The 20,857-nt window shown below is 72.4% G+C and carries 15 protein-coding genes; 9 read left to right on the forward strand and 6 right to left on the reverse strand.

The window, feature by feature from the left end; all coding sequences use genetic code 11:
• Positions 1–53 precede the first annotated feature (53 nt).
• The 3 genes from AB0J12_RS12380 (at position 54) to AB0J12_RS12390 (ending at position 2,577) form a co-directional block, all read left to right on the forward strand.
• Positions 54–1,583 (forward strand): ricin-type beta-trefoil lectin domain protein, encoded by a 1,530-nt coding sequence (locus AB0J12_RS12380; RefSeq protein ID WP_363264230.1) that lies wholly within the window; start codon positions 54–56, stop codon positions 1,581–1,583.
• A gap of 92 nt (positions 1,584–1,675) precedes the next feature.
• A complete protein-coding gene (locus AB0J12_RS12385) occupies positions 1,676–1,987 on the forward strand; it encodes a hypothetical protein (RefSeq protein ID WP_363264231.1) in 312 nt (103 codons plus the stop codon).
• 176 nt (positions 1,988–2,163) lie between these two features.
• Positions 2,164–2,577: a hypothetical protein gene (locus AB0J12_RS12390; protein ID WP_363264232.1), complete on the forward strand. Its 414-nt coding sequence runs from the start codon at positions 2,164–2,166 to the stop codon at positions 2,575–2,577.
• A gap of 59 nt (positions 2,578–2,636) precedes the next feature.
• Here the strand turns inward: AB0J12_RS12390 and AB0J12_RS12395 are convergent, their stop codons facing one another.
• Entirely contained in the window at positions 2,637–2,969 is a 333-nt protein-coding gene (locus AB0J12_RS12395; RefSeq protein ID WP_363264233.1) for a hypothetical protein, read from the reverse strand.
• A gap of 221 nt (positions 2,970–3,190) precedes the next feature.
• Here AB0J12_RS12395 and AB0J12_RS12400 point away from each other — a divergent pair, with 221 nt between their 5' ends.
• On the forward strand, positions 3,191–5,869 hold the full coding sequence (locus AB0J12_RS12400) for a LuxR C-terminal-related transcriptional regulator (protein ID WP_363264234.1): 2,679 nt from the start codon (positions 3,191–3,193) through the stop codon (positions 5,867–5,869).
• 42 nt (positions 5,870–5,911) lie between these two features.
• On the opposite strand, the gene AB0J12_RS12405 is transcribed toward AB0J12_RS12400, so the two are convergent.
• Together AB0J12_RS12405 and AB0J12_RS12410 are read right to left on the reverse strand one after the other, a co-directional pair.
• Positions 5,912–7,390, reverse strand: coding sequence for a glutamate--cysteine ligase (locus AB0J12_RS12405; RefSeq protein ID WP_363264235.1), 1,479 nt, complete (start codon positions 7,388–7,390; stop codon positions 5,912–5,914).
• 183 nt (positions 7,391–7,573) lie between these two features.
• Positions 7,574–8,581: a bile acid:sodium symporter family protein gene (locus tag AB0J12_RS12410; RefSeq protein WP_363264236.1), complete on the reverse strand. Its 1,008-nt coding sequence runs from the start codon at positions 8,579–8,581 to the stop codon at positions 7,574–7,576.
• A gap of 145 nt (positions 8,582–8,726) precedes the next feature.
• Between AB0J12_RS12410 and AB0J12_RS12415 the strand changes: the two genes are divergently transcribed.
• Both AB0J12_RS12415 and AB0J12_RS12420 read left to right on the forward strand, forming a co-directional pair.
• Positions 8,727–8,861 carry a hypothetical protein gene (locus AB0J12_RS12415; protein WP_363264237.1) on the forward strand — a complete coding sequence of 45 codons (135 nt, stop codon included), beginning with the start codon at positions 8,727–8,729 and terminating at the stop codon, positions 8,859–8,861.
• Between the two features lie 9 nt (positions 8,862–8,870).
• Positions 8,871–9,323 carry a hypothetical protein gene (locus AB0J12_RS12420; protein WP_363264238.1) on the forward strand — a complete coding sequence of 151 codons (453 nt, stop codon included), beginning with the start codon at positions 8,871–8,873 and terminating at the stop codon, positions 9,321–9,323.
• A gap of 69 nt (positions 9,324–9,392) precedes the next feature.
• Here AB0J12_RS12420 and AB0J12_RS12425 read toward each other — a convergent pair whose 3' ends face one another.
• Together AB0J12_RS12425 and ctaD are read right to left on the reverse strand one after the other, a co-directional pair.
• Positions 9,393–9,764, reverse strand: coding sequence for a hypothetical protein (locus tag AB0J12_RS12425; RefSeq protein WP_363264239.1), 372 nt, complete (start codon positions 9,762–9,764; stop codon positions 9,393–9,395).
• Positions 9,761–11,500 carry a cytochrome c oxidase subunit I gene (gene ctaD / locus AB0J12_RS12430; protein WP_363264240.1) on the reverse strand — a complete coding sequence of 580 codons (1,740 nt, stop codon included), beginning with the start codon at positions 11,498–11,500 and terminating at the stop codon, positions 9,761–9,763. Before ctaD ends, AB0J12_RS12425 begins: the two co-directional genes overlap by 4 nt.
• Positions 11,501–11,821: 321 nt before the next feature.
• Between ctaD and AB0J12_RS12435 the strand changes: the two genes are divergently transcribed.
• Positions 11,822–12,559 (forward strand): flavodoxin family protein, encoded by a 738-nt coding sequence (locus AB0J12_RS12435; protein ID WP_363264241.1) that lies wholly within the window; start codon positions 11,822–11,824, stop codon positions 12,557–12,559.
• 28 nt (positions 12,560–12,587) lie between these two features.
• On the opposite strand, the gene AB0J12_RS12440 is transcribed toward AB0J12_RS12435, so the two are convergent.
• On the reverse strand, positions 12,588–13,646 hold the full coding sequence (locus AB0J12_RS12440) for a helix-turn-helix domain-containing protein (protein ID WP_363264242.1): 1,059 nt from the start codon (positions 13,644–13,646) through the stop codon (positions 12,588–12,590).
• A gap of 237 nt (positions 13,647–13,883) precedes the next feature.
• On the opposite strand from AB0J12_RS12440, the gene AB0J12_RS12445 reads away from it, so the two are divergent.
• Positions 13,884–15,917, forward strand: coding sequence for a flotillin family protein (locus AB0J12_RS12445; RefSeq protein ID WP_363264243.1), 2,034 nt, complete (start codon positions 13,884–13,886; stop codon positions 15,915–15,917).
• A gap of 77 nt (positions 15,918–15,994) precedes the next feature.
• The gene (locus tag AB0J12_RS12450) at positions 15,995–20,839 is read left to right on the forward strand and encodes a DNA repair ATPase (protein ID WP_363264244.1); all 4,845 of its coding nucleotides are present in this window, start codon (positions 15,995–15,997) and stop codon (positions 20,837–20,839) included.
• Positions 20,840–20,857 lie beyond the last annotated feature (18 nt).

The raw sequence follows: 20,857 nt of genomic DNA on the forward strand, positions 1-20,857 counted from the left end.
ACGCGGCTACCGGCCAGTAAATACCGTGGGTAACCCCACGTCCAGGAGGTGTCATGAGACGCTCCGGGTACCGCATCCGGTGGACCGTCACCACCCTCGCCGCCCTGCTCGGCATGGCGACGGCCACCCTTCCCGCCACCGCGGCCACCGCCGACGACGCCCCGCGGCAGGTGTCCACCGCCACCCCGCTCCCGCCCGACCTGGAGGCCACCCGCGCCGCCGAGGCCACCCAGCTCTACGGCGACCCGGCCGAACGGCCCCTCGCCGACCGCAGGACCGCGCTGATCTCCCTCGGCGACAGCGAGATCTCCGGTGAGGGCGTCGGCACCTACGAGACGCCCACCAACGGCCCCGACAACTGGTGTCACCGCTCACCCGACGCGGCCATCCACCGCACCGGCACCCCCGTCGACCTCACCTACAACGTCGCATGCTCCGGCGCCTACACCGGCAACATCAGGATCGGTGGCGGCAAGCAGTACGCCGACGAACTCGTCCAGAGCGACAGCCTCGCCGTCAAGGCGCGCAACACCCGCATCAAAATGGTCCTGCTGGTCGCGGGCGCCAACGACGACCTGCAGTTCGGCCCCGTCATGACCGACTGCGTCGAGCGCTACCTGCTCTCCCAGGGCCCCTGCGAGCCCAAGTACGCACCGGGCTGGCAGGCCCGCGTCGACGCCCTCGTACCCAAGGTCGAGCAGACCGTCCGCGACCTGAAGTCCGTGATGCGCGAAGCCGGTTACGCCGACGGCGACTACAAGCTCGTGCTGATGAGCTACCCGAGTCCCATCGGCCCCGACTTCCGTGACAACCCCGACTTCACCACCAAGCTCGCCTGCGGCGGCCTCGGCTACGACTCCGACACCGTCTGGGGCCGCAACACCGCCGTCCCCGCCTTCGAACGCGGCATCCGCAAGGCCGCGGCCGAGACCGGCGCCTTCTACCTGGACAACTCGCGCCTGTTCCATGGCCACGAGGTGTGCACGGAGAACACCTGGGCCCGGGGCCTGTTCATCGACGTGTCCAAGCCCGGCCTGCCCGACGAGAACTCCGTGCGCCAGTCCTTCCACCCCGATGCCCGCGGCCACGCCGCCTTCGCCACCTGCCTCACCCGGTTCTACACCGCAGGCCTGCGCGAGGCGTCCTGCGCGGACGTCGACTCCTCCGGCACACCGGCCCTCTTCCCCTTCGCCTGGGACGACGTCTACAGCGCCGTACGCAACGAAGCCACCGGCACCTGCATGGACGTCACCGCCTCCCGGAGCGCGAACAACACCGGCGTACTCGGCTGGGACTGCACCGGCAACCGCAACCAGCACTGGTGGTACGACCCCGCCCGGCAGACCTACCACACCGAACTCACCCAGGACCGCTGCCTGGACGTCCCCGGCGCCCAGTACCGCGCGGGCGACGCACTGATCGTGTGGAACTGCTCCGGCGCGGCGAACCAGAAGTTCGTCCGCGACGGCGCCACGATCCACCCGGCCGCCGCGACGGGACTGTGCCTCACCCAGTCGGCACCGCGCGAGCCACTGCGCCTGCAGAACTGCGACGGCTCGGCGAACCAGCGCTTCACCTCCTGAGCCGCGTCGGCGCCCACGGCCGGCCCGGGCACTGTCCCGGCCGGCCACCACCGGTGCCGCATGGCGCCGTCCTCGGCGGGAACCCGCCCACCATGGCGAAGTCACGGTCGCGCCGATACGCGGTGGCGGCGAGCAGCCGCTGGTGGAGCGACGAGGACGCACGCTGGTTCCCCGCGGGCGAGGTACACGCCTGGGAACAGGGGATGAACCAGACCGTGTGCGGGCTGTCGTTGCACCGCTCCGAGCTCACCCGCTTCGCAGGCGTGCAGTGGGCCGACGCCCTGCCCGAATCGGGCGGCGCCGCCGACGCGGTCCGCCGCGTGTGCCCCCGCTGTGCCTCGGCGGCAGGACGCGGCGCCCCCGGCACCCGCCGCGCCTGGCGACGCACCAACGCCCGTCCCTAGGGGATGTCCGCGGGCGCGCCCGGTGTACCAGGCAGCGCGCCATGATTCCCCGCCAATCACTCCAACGAGTGAATTGCAGGATGGATTTCCGGACGTCTCCCGCTCTGTCCGGTGTGCTGGGCCCGGCGGTGCCCGAACCGGACGGGGCCTGCCGACGAGGCAGGGGAGTGGGGCGTATGCGTCTCATCGTGTGGTGTGCCTGGGTGCTGACGGCCGTTCTGGGCGGCTATCTCGCCACCGTGTGGATCCGCCACGGTGGTCTGCGCCAGCGCACGCCCGGCGTGACCCGGTTGCCGCTGTGGCTGGTGCTCGGGCACGTCGCGCTCGCGGTCGCGGGGCTCGCCGCCTGGACCGCGTACCTGCTGGGCGGGGTGCGCGGGTCGGCGTGGGCGGCCTGCGCGGTCGTCCTCGTCGTCGCCGCCTTCGGGTTCATGATGCTGCTGCGCTGGCTGCCCAGCTCCGGCCGGCACTCGAACGCCGGCGAGGCCACCGCCGAGCGGCACTTCCCGCTGACCGCGGTCGTCGCCCACGGCACGAGCGCCGGTGCCACCGTGCTGCTCGTGGTCCTCGTCGTACTGCGCATGGCCTAGATGCCGGCCAGGCGGTGCGCCGGGCCGCCGTTCCGGTCCGTGGCGCGGCGAGCCGCGGGTCAGGCGCCCGGCGTGCGCCGCGCCGGCGCGCTCGCCCGAGTGCGGGAGCGGGTGAACCAGCCGTGGACGGCGTCCCACGCGTGCGCTCGGGCGGCCTCCCAGTCCGGCTCCCAGCCGGGCCGCACCCCGCGCGCCCCCCACCCGTCGGGCCGGCGGTGCGGCACGTCGAGCCCGGCCGCGTGGGCGGCGAGCGCCGCGTCGCACACCTCGCGAGCGATCCGCACGGCCTCCCGGCTGCTGTCGGCCTGGCCGGTGAAGACATAGCTGCCCCGCCGGTCGGGCTGGGCCGGGTGCCTGATCGGGACGTCGACCTGGAAGAACGGCTTGGCCACCACGTCCACCTTCCTGTGTCGGTCGGTCGGTGTGACGAACGTATGGGCGATCCGCCGTGCCTGCCATCCGGGGACGGGGCCCTACGTATACGCAATTAACCCGCTGTGTGCGCCACGGCCCCGGTCGATCCCCGCCGACGTCTTTTGCTCCGGCCCACCTCGGACGCAGAATCGTCGTTCTGACGCTGGCAGAGCCGGGGGCCGACGACTGGAGCAATGTGGTGGCACTTGGTGACGCTCCGTGGATACACAGGCTGCGGCGGACGCTGGACGGCGAGACCGGCCGGCCGGTGCTCGTACTGGTGGAGGGCCCCGCCGGCTTCGGCAAGAGCCGTCTCGTCCGGTGCCTGACCACGACCCCCTGGGCGGCCCGCACGCCCCGTGAGGTGTGGGCGTGCGGCACGGGCGAGCCCCCAGCGCCGCCCGCCGGGGACGGGCCGCTGCTGTTCGTCGCCGAGGACCTGCACCGGGCCCGGGACCGGGACAGGGCATGGCTGCGCGAGGTGCTGGAGGACGCGCGCCCGGGGCTGGCGGCCGTGGTCACCTACCGGCCGGAGGAACTGCCCGAGCCCGGACTGCCACTCGGCACGCCGCCCCCGCACTACCCCTCCCGTCTGTCGGTGCGCAGACACCGCCTGCAGCCGTGGACCGCCGCCGACGTGCGCCGCTTCGCCGCCGAGGCCCTCGGCAGGCGCTGCACACCGGAGGCGGCCGCGCGGCTGTACGAGCGGTCCGCGGGCGTGCCGCAGGTCGTGGCCGACCTGGTGGAAGCCCTGCGGGACTGCCCCGAGGCACAGCGGTACACCCCCGCCGACGTCGACGCCGCCGGGGTGCCGGTCCGGCTGGCCGACCTCGTGCTGGGCCGTACCGCCGCGCTCGCGGAGCACCACCGGCCCGTGGTGTGGGCGGCGGCCGTGCTGGAGCGGCCCGCCACCGGCGCCGAGCTGCTCGCCGTGGCGGCCCTCGGGGAGCAGGAGGGCCGCACGGCCCTGACCGCCGCGCTGGCGTCGGGGCTGCTCGTGGAGGCCGCCGACGACGGCTACCGGCTGATCTGCCCGCTCGCTGCCCTGGCCCTGCACCAGATGCTGCCCGGCCCGCTCCGCGCCCACCTGCACGGACGGGCCGCGGACGCGCTGGGCGCCCGGCAGCCCGCGTCCTGGCCGGAACTGGCCCGGCACCGCCGCGCCGCCGGCCGTGTGCGCAGCTGGCTGCGGGCGGTGGAACGGGCCGCGGACCAGGCCCACGCCCTCGGGGAGAGCGCCCGCTATCAGGAGGCCATCGGGCTGCTGGAGCAGGCGATGGCCTCCCCGCTCGTCTCCCCGCAGGCCCGGGCCCGCCTGGCGCCCGTGCTGGCCCGCAGCGCCGTCGACGGGCTGCGCTCCGACCAGACCGTCGAGGCCCTCCAGCGTGTCGTCCGGGACGACACCCTGCCGGCCGCGGTGCGCGGCGAGATCCGCCTGGACCTCGGACTGCTCATGGTCAACCAGGTCGGCGGCGAGGACGGCCGCGCCGTACTGGAACAGGCCGCGGCGGAACTGCGCGAGGAGCGCCCCGCCCTCGCCGCGCGGGCCATGTGCGCGCTCGCCTCACCGCGCTGGCCCGGCACCGGCGCCGACGTGCACGAGAAGTGGCTGCGGGCCGCCGGCCAGGCCGCCGCCGACAGCGGCGACGAGGCAGCCCGGGCGGCCGTGGCCACGGCCCGGGTCACCCTCGCCACCATGCGGGGCGACCCGCGGGGCTGGGCCCTGCTCGACGCCCTGCCCACCACCAGCACGGACGCCCAGGCGCGCCGGCACGCCGCGCGCGGGCTGTGCAACGCCGCCGACGCGGCCGTCTGGCTCGGGCAGTACGAGCGGGCCGAGAAACTCCTCGCCGAAGGCGTCGAACTCTCCGTGACGAGCGGCTCGCCGTTCACCGAGCACACGGCGCTCGGGGCCCGCCTCACACTCGACTGGATGCTGGGGCGCTGGCAGGGGCTGGCGGAGCGGTGCGAGACGTTCGTGGCCGCCACCTTCGACATGCCGCTCATCTCCAGCGACGGACGGCTGGTCCTGGGCCTGCTGGCGCTGGCCCAGGGGGAGTGGGGCAGGGCGGTGTCCTGGCTGTCGGGCGAGCGCGGCACGGCACCGGAGTACGTCTCGCCGAGCCAGTCCGCCACCATGTCCGGCGCGCTGATCCGCCGCGAACTGGCCCGTGACGAGGTGGCGAACGCGGCCGCCGAGGCCCGCACGGCCTGGGAGAAGGTCGCCCGCAAGGGCATCTGGGCCTGGGCCGCCGAACTGGCCCCCTGGGCGGTCGAGGCGACCGCCCGCGTCGGCCGCGTACCGGAGGCGAGGTCCATGGTCGACGCCTTCGCCGAGGGGCTCGACGGCGTCGACGCGCCCGGCGCCCGAGCCGCCCTGACCTGGACGCGGGCCGCGCTCGCCGAGTCCACCGGCGAGGTGTCCGAGGCGACAGCGCTGTACCGCGAGGCCTGTGCCGCCTACGCCGCGCTCGGCCGGCCGTACGCGAGGGCACTGACCGCCGAAGGCGCCGGACGCTGCGCGCTGACGGCCCGCGACGGCGACGGCCCGGACTCCGTCGCCGCCGAACTCACCTCGTGCGTCGAGCAGTTCACGCATCTCGGGGCCACCTGGGACGCGGCCCGCACCCGCGCGCTGCTGCGCGTGCACGGCCCCGCACCCGAACGGCGTCGGAACGGCCGCCCCGCCTACGGCGACCAGCTCTCCCCGAGGGAGCACGAGGTGGCCCAGCTGGCCGGCTCGGGGCTGACCAACCGGGAGATCGCCGCCACCCTGCACCTGTCGCCCCGCACGGTGGAGCAGCACGTCGCCCACGCCATGCGCAAACTGAATCTCACCTCGCGGCAGCAACTGGCCGAGCCGGGCGACGACATCTGACGGTCGTGACGCAAGCCGGGGCGGCCAGGCCCGTGCCGGGCGTCATTCGACCGGCCAGGTGTGCACGGGGGCGTTGAGATGCATGTAGTCGATGTACTGCTGCGTCATGCGCCGCAGGGTCTCGTGCCGGCCCGTGTGGGCCAGGGTGTCGAGGTGGTGGAACACCTCCGTCTGCCAGACCGCTCCGTTGCGCGCGGACACACAGCGCTGCTCGATGATGCCGAGCAGCGGCTCCCGCCACGCGTCGTCCATGCCGGAGCGCTCCAGACCCCGGTGCGCCATCGGCAGCAGCCGCCGCAGCACCAGCTCCGGCACGGGCACCTCGCCCATGCCCGGCCAGTACAGGCGCGCCTCGATGCCCTCCCGCGCGGCGGTGTGCAGGTTGTCCTCGGCGGCGGAGAAGGACATGCGCGACCAGACCGGGCGTTCCTCCTCGACGAGGGCGCGGGTCAGGCCGTAGTAGAAGGCGCCGTTGGCCAGGGTGTCGGCGACGGTCGGACCGGCCGGCAGGACGCGGTTCTCCACCCGCAGGTGCGGCTTGTCGTGGGCGATGGCGTAGACGGGCCGGTTCCACCGGTAGATCGTGCCGTTGTGCAGGGTGAGCTCGGCCAGGTGTGGGATGTCTCCGCGTCCGAGCGTCTCGGCCGGGTCCTCCTCGTCGCACAGGGGCAGCAGCGCGGGAAAGTAGCGCAGGTTCTCCTCGAACAGATCGAAGACGCTGGTGATCCAGCGTTCCCCGAACCACACCCGGGGCCGTACGCCCTGCACCTTGATCTCCTGCGGGCGGGTGTCGGTGGCCTGCTCGAACAGCGGGATGCGCGTCTCGTGCCACAGCTCCCGGTCGAACAGGAACGGCGCGTTCGCGGCCAGCGCGACCTGGACACCGGCGATGGCCTGGGCGGCGTTCCAGTAGTCGGGGAACTCCTGCGGCGAGACCTGCAGGTGGAACTGGGTGCTGGTGCAGGCGGCCTCGGGGGTGATCGTGTCCGCGTAGGTGCGCAGCCGGTCGACGCCGCCGATCTCGATGTGCAGGTCCTCACCGCGGGCGGCGAAGATCTGGTCGTTGAGCAGGCGGTAACGCGGGTTCTCCGACAGCGCGGCCGCACCGACGTGCTGCTGCCGCAGCGTGGGCAGGATCCCGATCATGATCAGGCGGGCGCCGACCGAGCGGGCACGCTGCTCGGCGTGGTTGAGCGCGGCACGGATCTCCGCCGCCCAGGAGTCGGGGCCGCCCTCGGTGAGCCGGCGGGGCGGGATGTTGATCTCCAGGTTGAACCGGCCCAGCTCCGTCGACCAGGCCGGATCAGCGATCGCCTCCAGCACGTCGCTGTTGCGCATCGCGGGCTCGCCCCGATCGTCCACCAGGTTCAGTTCGATCTCCAGACCGACCTGGGGCCGTTCGGCGTCGAACCGTGCCTCACGCAGCATCTGCGCGAGGACGTCGAGACACTGCTGCATCTTGCTCCGGTAGCGGCGTCGGTCCTCACGGGTGAAGACCAGCGCCGGAACGTCCCGTCCCATGGGCCCTCCCGGTCGCGCCTGTCTGCGCTGCCGCTCACCCCAGAATCCCACCGCCGGCCGAGGGCGACCAGACGGGGCGCCGGCGTGCGCACCGCGGGCCGAGTACCCCCCTTCGCCGGACCACCACCGCCCGTGGACGGCCAGCCGGTGGAGTACGGCCGGTGTACGCGCCCGGGGTGTGCCTCACGCGTCGGCCGTGCCCCGCCGCTCCGGCGCACGGCGCGCCATCCAGGCGGCCACGAGCGCGCCGGAGACGTTGTGCCACACCGAGAACACGGCGGCCGGCAGCGCGGCGAGCGGTGTGAAATGCGCGGTGGCCAGTGAGGCGGCGAGGCCGGAGTTCTGCATGCCGACCTCGAAGGCCATCGCGCGGGAGGCCGGCCGGCCCAGGCGGGCGAGCCGGCCGCACCCGTAGCCGAGGGCCAGGCCGCAGCCGTTGTGCAGTACGACGGCCACCAGCACGGTGAGCGCGGCGGACTTCAGCGCGCCGGCGCTGCCCGCGACGACCACGGCGACGATCACCGCGATCGCCAGGGACGACAGCCACGGCATGGCACCCAGGACGCGCTCGATCCGCCGCCCGGCGACCAGCCGCACCACGAGCCCGGCGAGAACGGGCAGCAGCACGGTCTTGAGGATGTCGATCACCATCGACCCCGCGTCGACGGGCAGGTACTGACCCGCGAGCAGCAGCGTCAACGGCGGCGTGAGCAGCGGCGCGAGCACCGTTGAAACGGTGGCGACGGACACCGACAGCGCGACGTCGCCCCGTGCGAGGTAGGTGACGACGTTGGACGCGGTGCCGCTGGGCGCACAGCCGACCAGGATCACCCCGGCGGCGAGCGCGGGCGACAGATGCAGCAGATGGGCGATGAGCCAGCCCAGGCCCGGCATGATCACGTAGTGGGCCACGAGACCGAGGAGCACCACCCAGGGCCGCCGGGCCACGCCCCGGAAGTCCTGCAGGGACATGGTGAGTCCCATGCAGAACATGACCACGCCGAGCAGATACGGCACCCAGGGGCCGTAGCCCGTGAACATGCCGGGGGAGGCGAGACCGAGGGCGCCCGCCGCGACGACGAGAAGGGGGAAGACGGTGACGGCTCGCCGAGCGGCGCGGTCCGCGGGGCCGGGGCCGGTGGCCTGCGCGGCCGGACCGGAGGCCGTGGTCGGGGTGTCGGAGCTCTGCATGGAAACATGTAAATGCCACGCATCCTGCCTGGGCAACATCGTCTCGCGATCCGGGCCGGGTCGAACGAAGGGACCACTCGACAAAGAGTCAGCGCGCGCACTGTCACTACGATGCTCGCGGCGATCGAGAGGGGACGGCAGGACGGTGGGCGACCACTACGAGCGGATCGTGGACCTCGAAGTGAGCGGCGAGGAGGCCGGCCGGCTCGCGCAGCGGACGGTGGACCGGATGGTGGCCGAGGGACTGATCACTCGGGAGACGTCCGGCGGGGCGGTGTAAAGCCTGCACGTGGACAAGGGCAATGTGCCGGGCCCGCGCTGGGCACGGGCCGTGGCCGACGCGTCGGACCCGACCTGGCTGCCGGAACCCGTGGCCGTCGTCGTCGGACGCCACCAGCACGTCGGGGGCCAGGGACAGGACGAGGCGGCGTACGCCGTCTGCCCGCGCTGCCGGACCCGGACGGTCGTCATCGACCATCCGCAGCGATGGGAGGCGGACGAGGCGATCTGGCGGCCCTTCAGGGAGGGCATCGCCGCCTGGGAGGAGACGGGAGAGGGCACCGCGCCCTGCTCCGCCTGCGGCGCCCGTGTCCCGGTCACCGCGTGGCAGTGGGAGGACGGCTTCGCGCTGGGCGCCTTGGCCTTCGAGTTCTGGGGCTGGCCCCCGCTCGCCCCCGACTTCCTCGACCGGTTCGGCCGGCAGCTGGGCCACCGCATCGCCCACCACATGGGCAAGTTCTGAACCACGCGCGAGAACGGATACGACGCGGGGGGCGCGGCCCGGCCGGCCGCGCCCCCGTCCCGTGGTCCGTCAGCGCACCGCCGCGGACACCACGGCCCCGACCCCCGTGGCGCAGGCCAGGACGGCCGACCCCAGGACGGCGTGCCAGGTCAGCAGGCGCTGCCGCAGCTGGGCGTAGCGGGCCTCGTACTCGCCGCGCAGTTCGCCGGCCCGGCGCAGCGTCACTCGCAGCCGCTCGCGGGTGAGTTCGATGTGCTGTTCGGCATAGAGCCGAGCCACCTCCTCGGCCTGCGCGGTGGTCAGCCACGGCAGACCGGCGCAGAAGGCCTCGGCCGCGCGCCGCGCCTGTTCCCGGTCGGCCTCGGCGAGGAGGTAGCCCTCGATCTCGTCGGCCAGCGTCGCCCCTTGGTGCCGGGCGAAGGAGTGTGCCGAGTCGGTCATCGCCGCTCGCCTTCGTGCCCGGCGGCGTCGACGGCGTCACGCCGGCCCGTGAGCGCCTTCTGGTCCAGCTCGGAGATCTCCGGGTGGTGCAGGTCGAACGCCGGGGACTCACTGCGGATCCGCGGCAGGGTCAGGAAGTTGTGCCGCGGCGGCGGGCAGGAGGTGGCCCACTCCAGGGAGCGGCCGTAACCCCACGGGTCGTCGACACCGACGTGCTTGCCGTGCTTCGACGTCTTCCAGACGTTGTACAGGAACGGCAGCATGGACAGGCCGAGCACGAAGGAGGCGATCGTCGAGACCGTGTTCAGGGCGGTGAAGCCGTCCACCGCCAGGTAGTCGGCGTAACGACGCGGCATGCCCTCGGCGCCCAGCCAGTGCTGCACCAGGAACGTGCCGTGGAAGCCGACGAACAGCAGCCAGAAGGTCATCTTGCCCAGGCGCTCGTCGAGCATCTTGCCGGTGAACTTCGGCCACCAGAAGTGGAAGCCCGCGAACATCGCGAAGACGACCGTGCCGAAGACGACGTAGTGGAAGTGCGCCACCACGAAGTACGAGTCCGAGACCTCGAAGTCCAGTGGCGGCGAGGCCAGGATGACACCGGTCAGACCACCGAAGAGGAACGTGACGAGGAAGCCGGTGGCCCACAGCATCGGCGTCTCGAAGGAGAGCGCGCCCTTCCACATCGTGCCGATCCAGTTGAAGAACTTCACCCCGGTCGGTACGGCGATCAGGAACGTCATGAAGGAGAAGAACGGCAGCAGCACCCCCTGGGTGACGTACATGTGGTGCGCCCACACCGTCGCGGACAGACCCGCGATCGCGATCGTCGCGGCCACCAGGCCCATGTAGCCGAAGATCGGCTTACGCGAGAAGACCGGGATGATCTCGGTGACGATGCCGAAGAACGGCAGGGCGATGATGTACACCTCCGGATGGCCGAAGAACCAGAAGAGGTGTTGCCACAGCAGTGCCCCGCCGTTGGCCGGATCGTAGACATGGGCGCCGAACTTGCGGTCCGCCTCCAGGGCGAACAGCGCGGCCGCCAGGACCGGGAAGGCCAGCAGGACCAGGACGCCGGTCAGCAGCACGTTCCACACGAAGATCGGCATGCGGAACATGGTCATGCCCGGGGCACGCATGCAGATGATCGTGGTGATGAAGTTGACCGAGCCGAGGATGGTGCCGAAGCCGGAGAAGGCCAGACCCATGATCCACATGTCGGCGCCGATGCCCGGCGTACGGATCGCGTCCGAGAGCGGTGTGTAGGCGAACCAGCCGAAGTCGGCCGCGCCCTGCGGGGTGAGGAAGCCGCCCACCGCGATCAGTGAGCCGAACAGGTACAGCCAGTACGCGAACATGTTGAGCCGGGGGAAGGCGACATCCGGCGCGCCGATCTGCAGCGGCATGATCCAGTTGGTGAACCCGGCGAACAGCGGCGTCGCGAACATCAGCAGCATCACGGTGCCGTGCATCGTGAACGCCTGGTTGAACTGCTCGTTCGACACGATCTGCAGACCCGGGCGGGCCAGCTCGGCGCGCATGAGCAGTGCCATGACGCCGCCGATGAGGAAGAAGGCGAACGACGTCGACAGGTACAGCGTGCCGATCGTCTTGTGGTCCGTGGTGGTCAGCCACTTCACCACGACATTGCCGGGACGCTTGCGCCGCAGGGGCAGCTCGTCCTGGTAATACGCCTCTTCGGCTGGGGAACCTTGGGGATCGTTGAGGATGCTCACAAGCTGTGTCTCTCTCGAAAGACCGGCTTCGCCACGTCAGTCAGGCCATCCTTGCCGGACGTAGTCCGGGGCGTCGCCCGGAAGCAGCGACACGCGGCTGTTCACGTGACGATCGCACACGAACGGAGTAGTGGACGCGCGGCAGCCTCCTGCCCGCGCCCCGCTCCGTCCGTGCGACCCTTCCGGGCGAGCCGCACTCGCGTACACCTGTCGTCAGCGCCCTCGTTGCGGTGGCAGTCCTGCGGTCCGGACCGCAAGCTGGAGCCGTACCCGCACGCATCGCCGCGCACCCGTGCCGCGGAAGGCCTCCAGGAGGATCGTGTGACCGCTTCGCCGCCCGCAGGCGACCCGCCCCCGGCCCGGTACGACGACCTGCGCGCGTTGGTGGTCAACTGCACCCTCAAGCGCTCCCCGGCGACCAGCAACACCCAAGGACTCGTCGACCGCAGCCGCGCCATCATGGAGGCGCAGGGAGTGCGGGTCGACGTCGTCCGCGCCGTGGACCACGACATCGCCACCGGCGTGTGGCCCGACATGAGGGAGCACGGCTGGCAGACGGACGCGTGGCCGCAGTTGTACGAACAGGTCATGGCCTCGGACATCCTGGTCCTCGCCGGTCCCATCTGGCTGGGCGACAACAGCTCGGTGATGAAGCAGGTGATCGAACGCCTCTACGCCTGCTCCAGCCTGCTCAACGACGCCGGTCAGTACGCCTATTACGGCCGCGTCGGCGGCTGCCTCATCACCGGCAACGAGGACGGCGTGAAGCACTGCGCCATGAACGTCCTCTACAGCCTGCAGCACCTGGGCTACACCATCCCTCCCCAGGCCGACGCCGGCTGGATCGGCGAAGCGGGACCCGGGCCGTCGTACCTCGACCCGGGGTCGGGCGGTCCGGAGAACGACTTCACCAACCGCAACACGACGTTCATGACGTGGAACCTGCTGCACCTGGCGCGGGCGTTGAAGGACCTCGGCGGCATTCCCGCCTACGGCAACCAGCGCACCGCCTGGGACGCCGGATGCCGCCGGGACCAAGACAACCCCGAGCACCGATAGCACGGGTCGGGACGATGTCCCCGGGGCGTCACAGCTCGTGCGCCGGCCAGTCCAGCAGCCGGGCGCCGATGACCGCGGTCTGCAGCTTGTAGCGGTGCGCCGGATCGGCGGGATCGGCACCGGTGAGCTTGTGGATGCGCTCCAGGCGGTACGTCATGGCGCGCACGCTGAGGCAGAGCCGCCGGGCGGCCTCGGCGGCGACGCACCCCGAGTCGAAGTAGACCGTCAGCGTCCGCAGCAACGGCTCCGCCCCGCCGCGCGCCGCGGTGAGCGGACCGAGGGTGCTCAGGACCAGGTCGGCCATGGCCTGCCGGTCACGGGCCAGGACGGGGTAGACCAGCAGGTCGGTGGCGTACAGGACCGGGTCGTCCAGGCCGAGCCGCTCGGCCATCTCCAGGCAGTTCAGCGCCTCTTCGTAGGAGTGGACGACCCCGCCCGGCCCCGGCTGGGCGCGTCCGACGGCCACCCTTCCGCCGTCGGTCGCCGCGTGGGCCTGCTTCGCGAAGTGTGCGAGGATTTCCTTCTGATGGCCGGGGGCGATGCACAACAGCCGGCCGTCCTTGGTCGTGATCAGGATGCTGCGGTCACCGAAGCGGGCGATGAGTGCCCGCTCCACCTGACGGGGCACCGGATCGCCCTCCTCGTACGCCGTCGGTGACTGCGCGACGGCGACCGCGTAGGTGTGGGACAGCAGCAGGCCGAAGCGTTCGGCGCGCTGGGCGAGACGACCCAGGTCGCTGCGGCCGTAGAGCAGGTCGTCGATGAACTCCCGCCGAGCTGCGGCCTCCTGACGTACCGCCAGACGCTGTGCGCGCTCGTACCCCTCGGCGAAGGCGTCCACGATCTGCTGCACGGCACCGAGCGCGTCCGCGGCGGAACCGGTGGTGCGCGGCAGGGCGGCCCGGGCGGCGGACAGGTGGGCGTGGACGAGGGCGCGCAGGCCGTATCCGGCCTCGGCGGCCTGTTCGCCCAGGGAACGGCGCGACTCGACCTCCTCACGGGTGAGCCGCCGGCCGGTGGCCATGACCTCGGCCAGAATCAGGGCACAGCCGTCGAGGTACTGCTCGGGTATGTCCCGGTCGGTCAAGGCGGTCCCCCCGCTTTTTGATGTGCCGGTGACGGATTCCTGGCGGTTCACCGGCACGGAGACCTTAGTGAACACTGCCGGACACCGGCAATGCGGATGCGTGGGCCCGGCGTGCACCATGTCGCCCGGGGAGCACTGCGGATGGCCCGATGCCGGACACCGGCAGGTGCCCGGCATCGGGCCGAACCCCGCCCCGCTCGCCGCCTTCCGACCTCTCACGCCCCAAGGACGTATGCCATGACTGCCATCGGCGTGCTCGCCGCCGTCCTCCTCGTCGCCGTCGCCGTCGTGCTGTTCGTCTTCTCCCGGCTGTTCCGCAAGGTCGAGCAGGGCAAGGCGCTGATCGTGTCCAAGACGCGCAAGGTCGACGTGTCCTTCACCGGGCAGGTCGTGCTGCCGGTGCTGCACAAGGCCGAGGTGATGGACATCTCGGTGAAGGCCATCGAGATCACCCGGGCCGGCAAGGACGGGCTGATCTGCCGGGACAACATCCGCGCCGACATCCGTATCTCGTTCTTCGTCAAGGTCAACAAGACGGTGGGCGACGTCATCAAGGTCGCCCAGGCCGTCGGCACCGCCCGCGCGAGCGACCAGCGCACACTGCAGGAGCTGTTCCACGCGAAGTTCTCCGAGGCGCTGAAGACCGTCGGCAAGCAGCTGGACTTCACCGACCTGTACACCAAGCGCGAGGAGCTGCGGTACCGGATCATCGAGGTGATCGGCGTCGACCTCAACGGCTACCACCTGGAGGACGCGGCGATCGACTACCTGGAGCAGACGCCGGTCGGCCAGCTCGACCCGGCCAACGTCCTCGACGCCCAGGGCATCCGCAAGATCACCGAACTGACGGCGGTCGAGCACGTGCGCACCAACGAGGCCCGGCGCCACGAGGAGATGGAGATCACCCGGCAGAACGTCGACGCGCGCGAGGCGGTGCTGGAGCTGGAACGCCGCCAGGTGGACGCCGAGATCCGGCAGAAGCGGGAGATCGAGACCTCCCGGGCCCGTGAGGAGGCCGAGACGGCGCGGGTGGTGGAGGAGGAGCGGTTGCGGGCGCAGTCCGCCTTCCTGCGCACCGAGGAGCAGCTCGGCGTCCAGCGGGAGAACCAGGCCCGCGAGGTCGCCGTCGCCGCGAAGAACCGTGAGCGGGTCATCGCCGTCGAGAACGAGCGCATCGAGAAGGACCGCCTGCTCGAGGTCATCGCACGGGAGCGGGAGACCCAGCTGACGAAGATCTCCGCCGAGAAGGAGGTCGAGGCGGAGAAGCGGGACATCGCCGAGGTCGTCCGCGAGCGGGTCGCCGTCGACCGCACCGTCGCCGAGCAGGAGGAGTCCATCAAGAAGCTGCGCGCCGTGGAGCAGGCCGAGCGCGAGCGCCAGGCCGTGATCATCGCCGCCGAGGCACAGGCCCAGGAGAAGCTGGTCAAGGACATCAAGGCCGCTGAGGCCGCCGAGCAGGCCGCCGTCCACCGTGCCGCGCAGGAACTCACGCTCGCCGAGGCCCGGTTGAAGACCGCCGACCTCGACGCGCGGGCCAAGCTGCGGACCGCCGAGGGCGTCCAGGCCGAGGCCGCGGCCGAGGGGCTGGCCGCCGTCCAGGTCCGCGACAAGGAGGCCGAGGTCGTGGAGAAGACCGGCCGGGCCGAGGCCGAGGCGACGCAGGCGCGGATGCTGGCCGAGGCGGAGGGCGCCCGGGCGAAGGCGCTCGCGGAGGCGGCCGCCATCGGGGAGAAGCTGAAGGCGGAGGCGGCCGGCCTCACCGACAAGGCCGCGGCGATGGCGGCACTCGACGACGCGTCCCGCACCCACGAGGAGTACCGGCTGCGGCTGCAGGCGGAGAAGGAGATCCGGCTCGCCGGTCTCGACGTGCAGCGCCAGGTTGCCGAGGCACAGGCCACCGTGCTGGCGACCGGACTGGAGAACGCCGACATCGACATCGTCGGCGGCGAGTCGGTCTTTTTCGACCGGCTGCTGTCCTCCATCTCGCTCGGCAAGAGCGTCGACGGGTTCGTCCAGCACTCCGACACCGCGCAGGCGCTGGCCAAGCCCTGGCTGGACGGGTCGTCGCCCTTCACCGACGACCTCACCCGGATCCTCGGCTCCGTCTCGGCCGCCGATGTGCAGCACCTGACCGTCTCCGCCCTGCTGATGCAGCTCATCAACGCCGGCGGCCCCAACACCGGCCGGGTCAGGCAGCTCCTCGACCGCGCCGGTGAACTGGGCCTCGCCGACACCCCCGTGACCGCCCTGAACGGCGCCGGCCGGGCCTGACGACCAGCGGTGCGGGAGCTGCCGCACAGGGGAGGGCAGCTCCCGCACCGCCACCTTCGCGAAAGGGACCGTGATCCGTGGCAACCCGCCTGGACACCCAGACGTACGACGCCCTCGACGCCGGCACCTACGAGGTCCTGCGGGACCGGCTCACCTCCCAGGCCGCCGAACTCGCCCGCCGCGCCGAGGCGTTGAACGTCCGCCGCAGCGAGGAGTTCGGCTCGGTACGGCTGGAGCTGACCCGCACCCGGCACCTGCGCACCGAACGCACCGTCGTGCCCCGCGACCTCGTGTCCGTCGGTGACCGCTTGCTCGTCGGCTACGACGGCGGCGCCGGCCAGGAGCGCGCACAGGACGTCTTCGCGCTGTACGACCGCGAGCTGAACCGGATTCCCGCCGACCAGGTGCCCGGCCTGCTCGACGACCCCGGCGCCGTACGGGAACTCACGGCCCTGTTCCGCTACTACCGGCAGGCGCGGCTGCTGACGCTGCGCCGGCTCGACGGCAGGCTGCTGGCCGTCTTCCAGACCGGTGAGAAGACCGGCGACATCCGGGTGCTGCGCTGGACGGCCGGCGACGACGGGCGGGTGTCCTTCCTCGACGCACGCGGCGAACGCGACGACGTACTGCCGCCCGCTCACGACGTCGTCTGGACGCAGACCACCCGGGAGGACCACGTCCTCGGCAGCCGTCCGCACATCCGGGTGCCCGGCGGCCTCCTCGTCACCACCGTCGGCGGCTTCCTCACCGTCGGCAGCGAGGCGGGTCAGGAGCTGCTGCGTGAGCCGGTGGACGAGCCGCTGCAGTCGCTCGCCGACGCCACCGTCGCGTACGCGCGCGTGGGCGCGCTGCTCCTGCTGCGCATCCGCCCCTACAAGGAGGACGGGCACCGCCATCTGGTCGTCAACACCCTCACCCGCGAGGTCGTCCGTCTCGACGGCATCGGACAGGCCTGCCGCCGTCTGCCCGACGACCAGGGCATCGTCTTCCCCGGCGGCTACTGTCTGGCCACCGGCGCCCACAAGACCTTCGAACTCGACACGACAGGCCTGGAGTTCGAGCGCGAGGTGCGCTCGCCGTACGGAGAGGACGTGCTGTACGCGTTCCACGCGCGTGCCGAGGGGCGCAGCCTGCTGCTGTCGTACAACACCATCCGCAAGGAGATGGCCGCCCCGCTCACCTGCCGCGGCTGGACCCTGTTCGGCGACGGCACGCTGACGGTGCTGCGTGCGGACGGTGACGAACCGGCGCATGTGCACCCCCTCCAGATGTGGGCCTCGCCGTACGTCTCCGACACGTACGCCGCCGGGCGCCCGGTGGGGGAGGGGCCGCTGGCCCGGGTGGGCAACGCCGATCTCGTGCGCGCGGTCTCCGGCTGTCTGTCGCTGACCCGCGCGGTCGCCGAGACCACCCCGACGAGCGCGGTGTACGAGGCGCTGGTCGCGGACTGTGTCCGGCTGGCCGACACACATCACTGGCTGGGCGAGGCCGGCCTCGGCGATCTGCGCGCCCCGCTGGAGGCGGTCCGCGCCACCGCCGAACAGGTGCTGGCCGAGTTCGTCACCGTGCAGACGCTGACCCGGCAGGCCGCCGACGCGCTCGACGAGGCCGCCGGCCGGGTCGCGGCGGTCGTGCGCAGGCTGCGCGGCGAGACACCCCGCGACGCGGTCGCCTGGGTGGACGGGCTGACGGAACTGCGGCAGGCGCACGGACACCTGCTGACGCTCAAGGACCTGCGGTACGCGGACACCGCCCGCATCGACGAACTGGCCGCTGCGGCGCAGTCCGACCTCGGCTCCTTCGCCCACCGTGCCGTCGCCCATCTGGCCCGCGAGGGCGCCTTCGCCGGCTACCGCGCCGACGTGGAACGGCTCGCCGCCGACGCCGAGTCGATCGACGGCCTGGCGCAGGCGACGCCCGTCCGGGACCGTCTCGACAGCCTCGCGGACCGGCTCCACGCGGTCACCGAGGTGGTCTCGGGCCTCGACATCGGCGACGCCACGGTACGCACCGCCGTGCTCCGGCACATCGGGGAGATCCTCGGTGGCGTCAACCGCGCCCGCGCCCTGCTCGACGGCCGCTGCCGCACCCTGCGGGACAGCGAGGGACGCGCCGAGTTCGCCGCCGAGCTGACCCTGCTCGGCCAGACCGTGACCGGCGCCCTCGCGGCGGGGGAGAGCCCCGAGGAGTGCGACACGCGGCTGGCGTTCGTCCTGACCCGGCTGGAGACCCTGGAGTCCCGCTTCGCCGGCTTCGACGACCTCCTCAGGGACCTCGCCGGCAAGCGCGCCGAGATCCACGAGGCGTTCTCCGCCCGCAAACAGGCCCTGCTGGACGCCCGCGCCCGCCGCGCCGAACAGCTGGCGGCCTCCGCCGACCGCGTCCTCGCGACGATCGCCCGGCGCACGGCCGCGCTCGCCGACACCGACGCGGTCAGCACCTACTTCGCCTCCGACCCGATGGCCGGCCGGGTCCGCCGTACCATCGACGAGCTGCGCGAACTCGGCGACCCCGTCCGGGCGGAGGAACTGGAGGGCCGGCTGAAGGCCGCCCGCCAGGAGGCGGCCCGCGCGGTGCGCGACCGCACCGACCTGTACGCCGACGACGGCCGCACCCTTCGCCTCGGCGCACACCGCTTCGCCGTCACCACCCAGCCCCTCGACCTCACCCTGGTCCCGCACGGCGACGGCCTCGCCTTCGCCCTCACCGGCACCGACTACCGCGCACCCGTCACCGACCCGGACTTCGCCGCCACCCGCCCCCACTGGGACCGGCACCTGCCGTCCGAGTCGCCCGGCGTCTACCGGGCCGAACACCTCGCCGCCCGCCTGCTGCGCGCCCACGGCCCGGCCGCCCTCGCCGCCGCCGACCTGCCCGCCCTGGTGCGCACGGCCGCTCAGGAGGCCTACGACGAGGGGTACGAGCGCGGCATCCACGACCATGACGCGACGGCGATCCTCACCGCCCTGCTCCCCTTGTACGAGCAGGCGGGGATGCTGCGGTACGAGAGCGCCGCGCGCGCCGCCGCCCAGCTGTTCTGGGCGCACGGCACGACGGCCGAGGAGCGGACGGCCTGGACCCGCCGCGCGGTCTCCCTGGCCCGCGCCCGAACGGCCTTCGGCCCCACCTCGGCGATCGCCGACCTGCGCGGGGAACTGGGGACCGCGATCGCCGCCCGGTCCGGCGCGAGCGACTCCGAAGCGGCGGCCGCGTACCTCTTCGAGGAACTGACCACCGGCCCCGACGGCTTCGTCCTCAGCGCCGCGACCCGGACCCTGCTGGACAAGTTCCGCCGCGCGGTGGGCAGTTCGGCCTACGACGACGACCTCGCCGCCCTTGACGACCTGGCCGCCCGCCGTCAGCTCGCCCACGCCTGGCTGTCGGCGTACACCTCCGCCACCGGGGAGGACATCGGCTCCGGGGACCTTTCCGAGGCGGTGGCGGCACAGCTGTGCCCGCAGCTGACGCGCCACACGTCGGACGCTGCTGTGCAGACGGCCGTCGACGGTCTGCTCGGCACACACCCGCGCATCCGGAGCGGCCGGCTCCCGCTGCGGCTCGACGAATTCCTCGCCCGCACACGGCGGTTCGCCACCGAGGACGTCCCGGCCCACCGCGCGTACCAGCGCAGGCGCACCGCCCTGGTGCAGGCCGAGCGGGCCCGGCTGCGGCTCGACGAGCACCGGCCCCGATCCCTGGCCGCCTTCGTGCGCAACCGCCTCATCGACGAGGTGTATCTGCCGCTCGTCGGTGACAGCCTCGCCCGGCAACTCGGAACCGTCGGCGAGACACGGCGCACCGACACCGGTGGCCTGATGCTGCTGCTGTCCCCGCCCGGCTACGGCAAGACGACGTTGATGGAGTACGTCGCCGACCGGCTCGGCCTGATGACGTTGAAGGTCAGCGGCCCCGCGCTCGGCCACGCCGTCACCTCCCTCGACCCCGCCGAGGCGCCGAACGCCGGTGCGCGCCAGGAGATCGAGAAAATCAACTTCGCACTGGCGGCGGGCAACAACACGCTCCTGTACCTCGACGACATCCAGCACACGTCCCCGGAACTGCTGCAGAAGTTCATCCCTCTGTGCGACACCACCCGCCGCATGGACGGCGTGCGGGACGGCCGGCCGCACACGTTCGACCTGCGCGGCAAGCGCTTCGCCGTCTGCATGGCCGGGAACTCGTACACGGAGTCCGGCGCCCGCTTCCGGATCCCGGACATGCTCGCCAGCCGCGCCGACGTGTGGAACCTCGGTGACGTCCTCACGGGCAAGCAGGACGTCTTCGCGCTCAGCTTCCTGGAGAACTCCCTCACCGCGAACCCCGTGCTCGCCCCGCTCGCCGGGCGCGACCGCGCCGACCTCGAACTGCTCGTCCGGCTGGCGGAGAACGACCCCACCGCGCGAGCCGACCGGCTCGTCCACCCCTACGCGCCCGCCGAGACGCAGGAGATCGTCGCCGTGCTGCGCCACCTGCTGCGAGTGCGCGAGACGGTACTCGCCGTCAACGCCGCCTACATCGCCTCCGCGGCGCAGTCCGACACGACGCGGACCGAACCGCCGTTCCGCCTCCAGGGCTCGTACCGCACGATGAACAAGATCGCCCAGCGGGTGCGGCCGGTGATGAACGCCGCGGAGGTCGACGCCCTGCTCGACGACCACTTCAGCGCCGAGGCCCAGACCCTGACCACGGAGGCGGAGGCCAACCTGCTGAAACTGGCGGAACTGCGCGGCAACCGGACGGCGGAGCAGGCCGCCCGCTGGGCGGAGGTCAAGAAGGCCTACGTCCGGACGCGCACCCTCGGCGGCCCCGGCGACGAGCCGCTGGTGCGCGCGATCGCCGCGCTGGGCCTGCTCGCGGACCGGATCGCGGCGGTGGAGACGGCCATCAACCGGGCGGCAGATCCGCGCAGCAGAGATTTTTGAACATGTTCAATTCCGGGC

This window comes from Streptomyces sp. NPDC049915, from assembly GCF_040656475.1.
Classification (GTDB): Bacteria; Actinomycetota; Actinomycetes; order Streptomycetales; family Streptomycetaceae; genus Streptomyces.

What these genes read in the sequence shown, in the direction of transcription:
- AB0J12_RS12380 (WP_363264230.1), top strand. Translation starts at nt 54, where the DNA reads ATGAGACGCTCCGGGTACCGCATCCGGTGGACCGTCACCACCCTCGCC.
- AB0J12_RS12385 (WP_363264231.1), top strand. Translation starts at nt 1,676, where the DNA reads ATGGCGAAGTCACGGTCGCGCCGATACGCGGTGGCGGCGAGCAGCCGC.
- AB0J12_RS12390 (WP_363264232.1), top strand. Translation starts at nt 2,164, where the DNA reads ATGCGTCTCATCGTGTGGTGTGCCTGGGTGCTGACGGCCGTTCTGGGC.
- AB0J12_RS12405 (WP_363264235.1), bottom strand. Translation starts at nt 7,390, where the DNA reads ATGGGACGGGACGTTCCGGCGCTGGTCTTCACCCGTGAGGACCGACGC.
- AB0J12_RS12410 (WP_363264236.1), bottom strand. Translation starts at nt 8,581, where the DNA reads ATGCAGAGCTCCGACACCCCGACCACGGCCTCCGGTCCGGCCGCGCAG.
- AB0J12_RS12425 (WP_363264239.1), bottom strand. Translation starts at nt 9,764, where the DNA reads ATGACCGACTCGGCACACTCCTTCGCCCGGCACCAAGGGGCGACGCTG.
- AB0J12_RS12445 (WP_363264243.1), top strand. Translation starts at nt 13,884, where the DNA reads ATGACTGCCATCGGCGTGCTCGCCGCCGTCCTCCTCGTCGCCGTCGCC.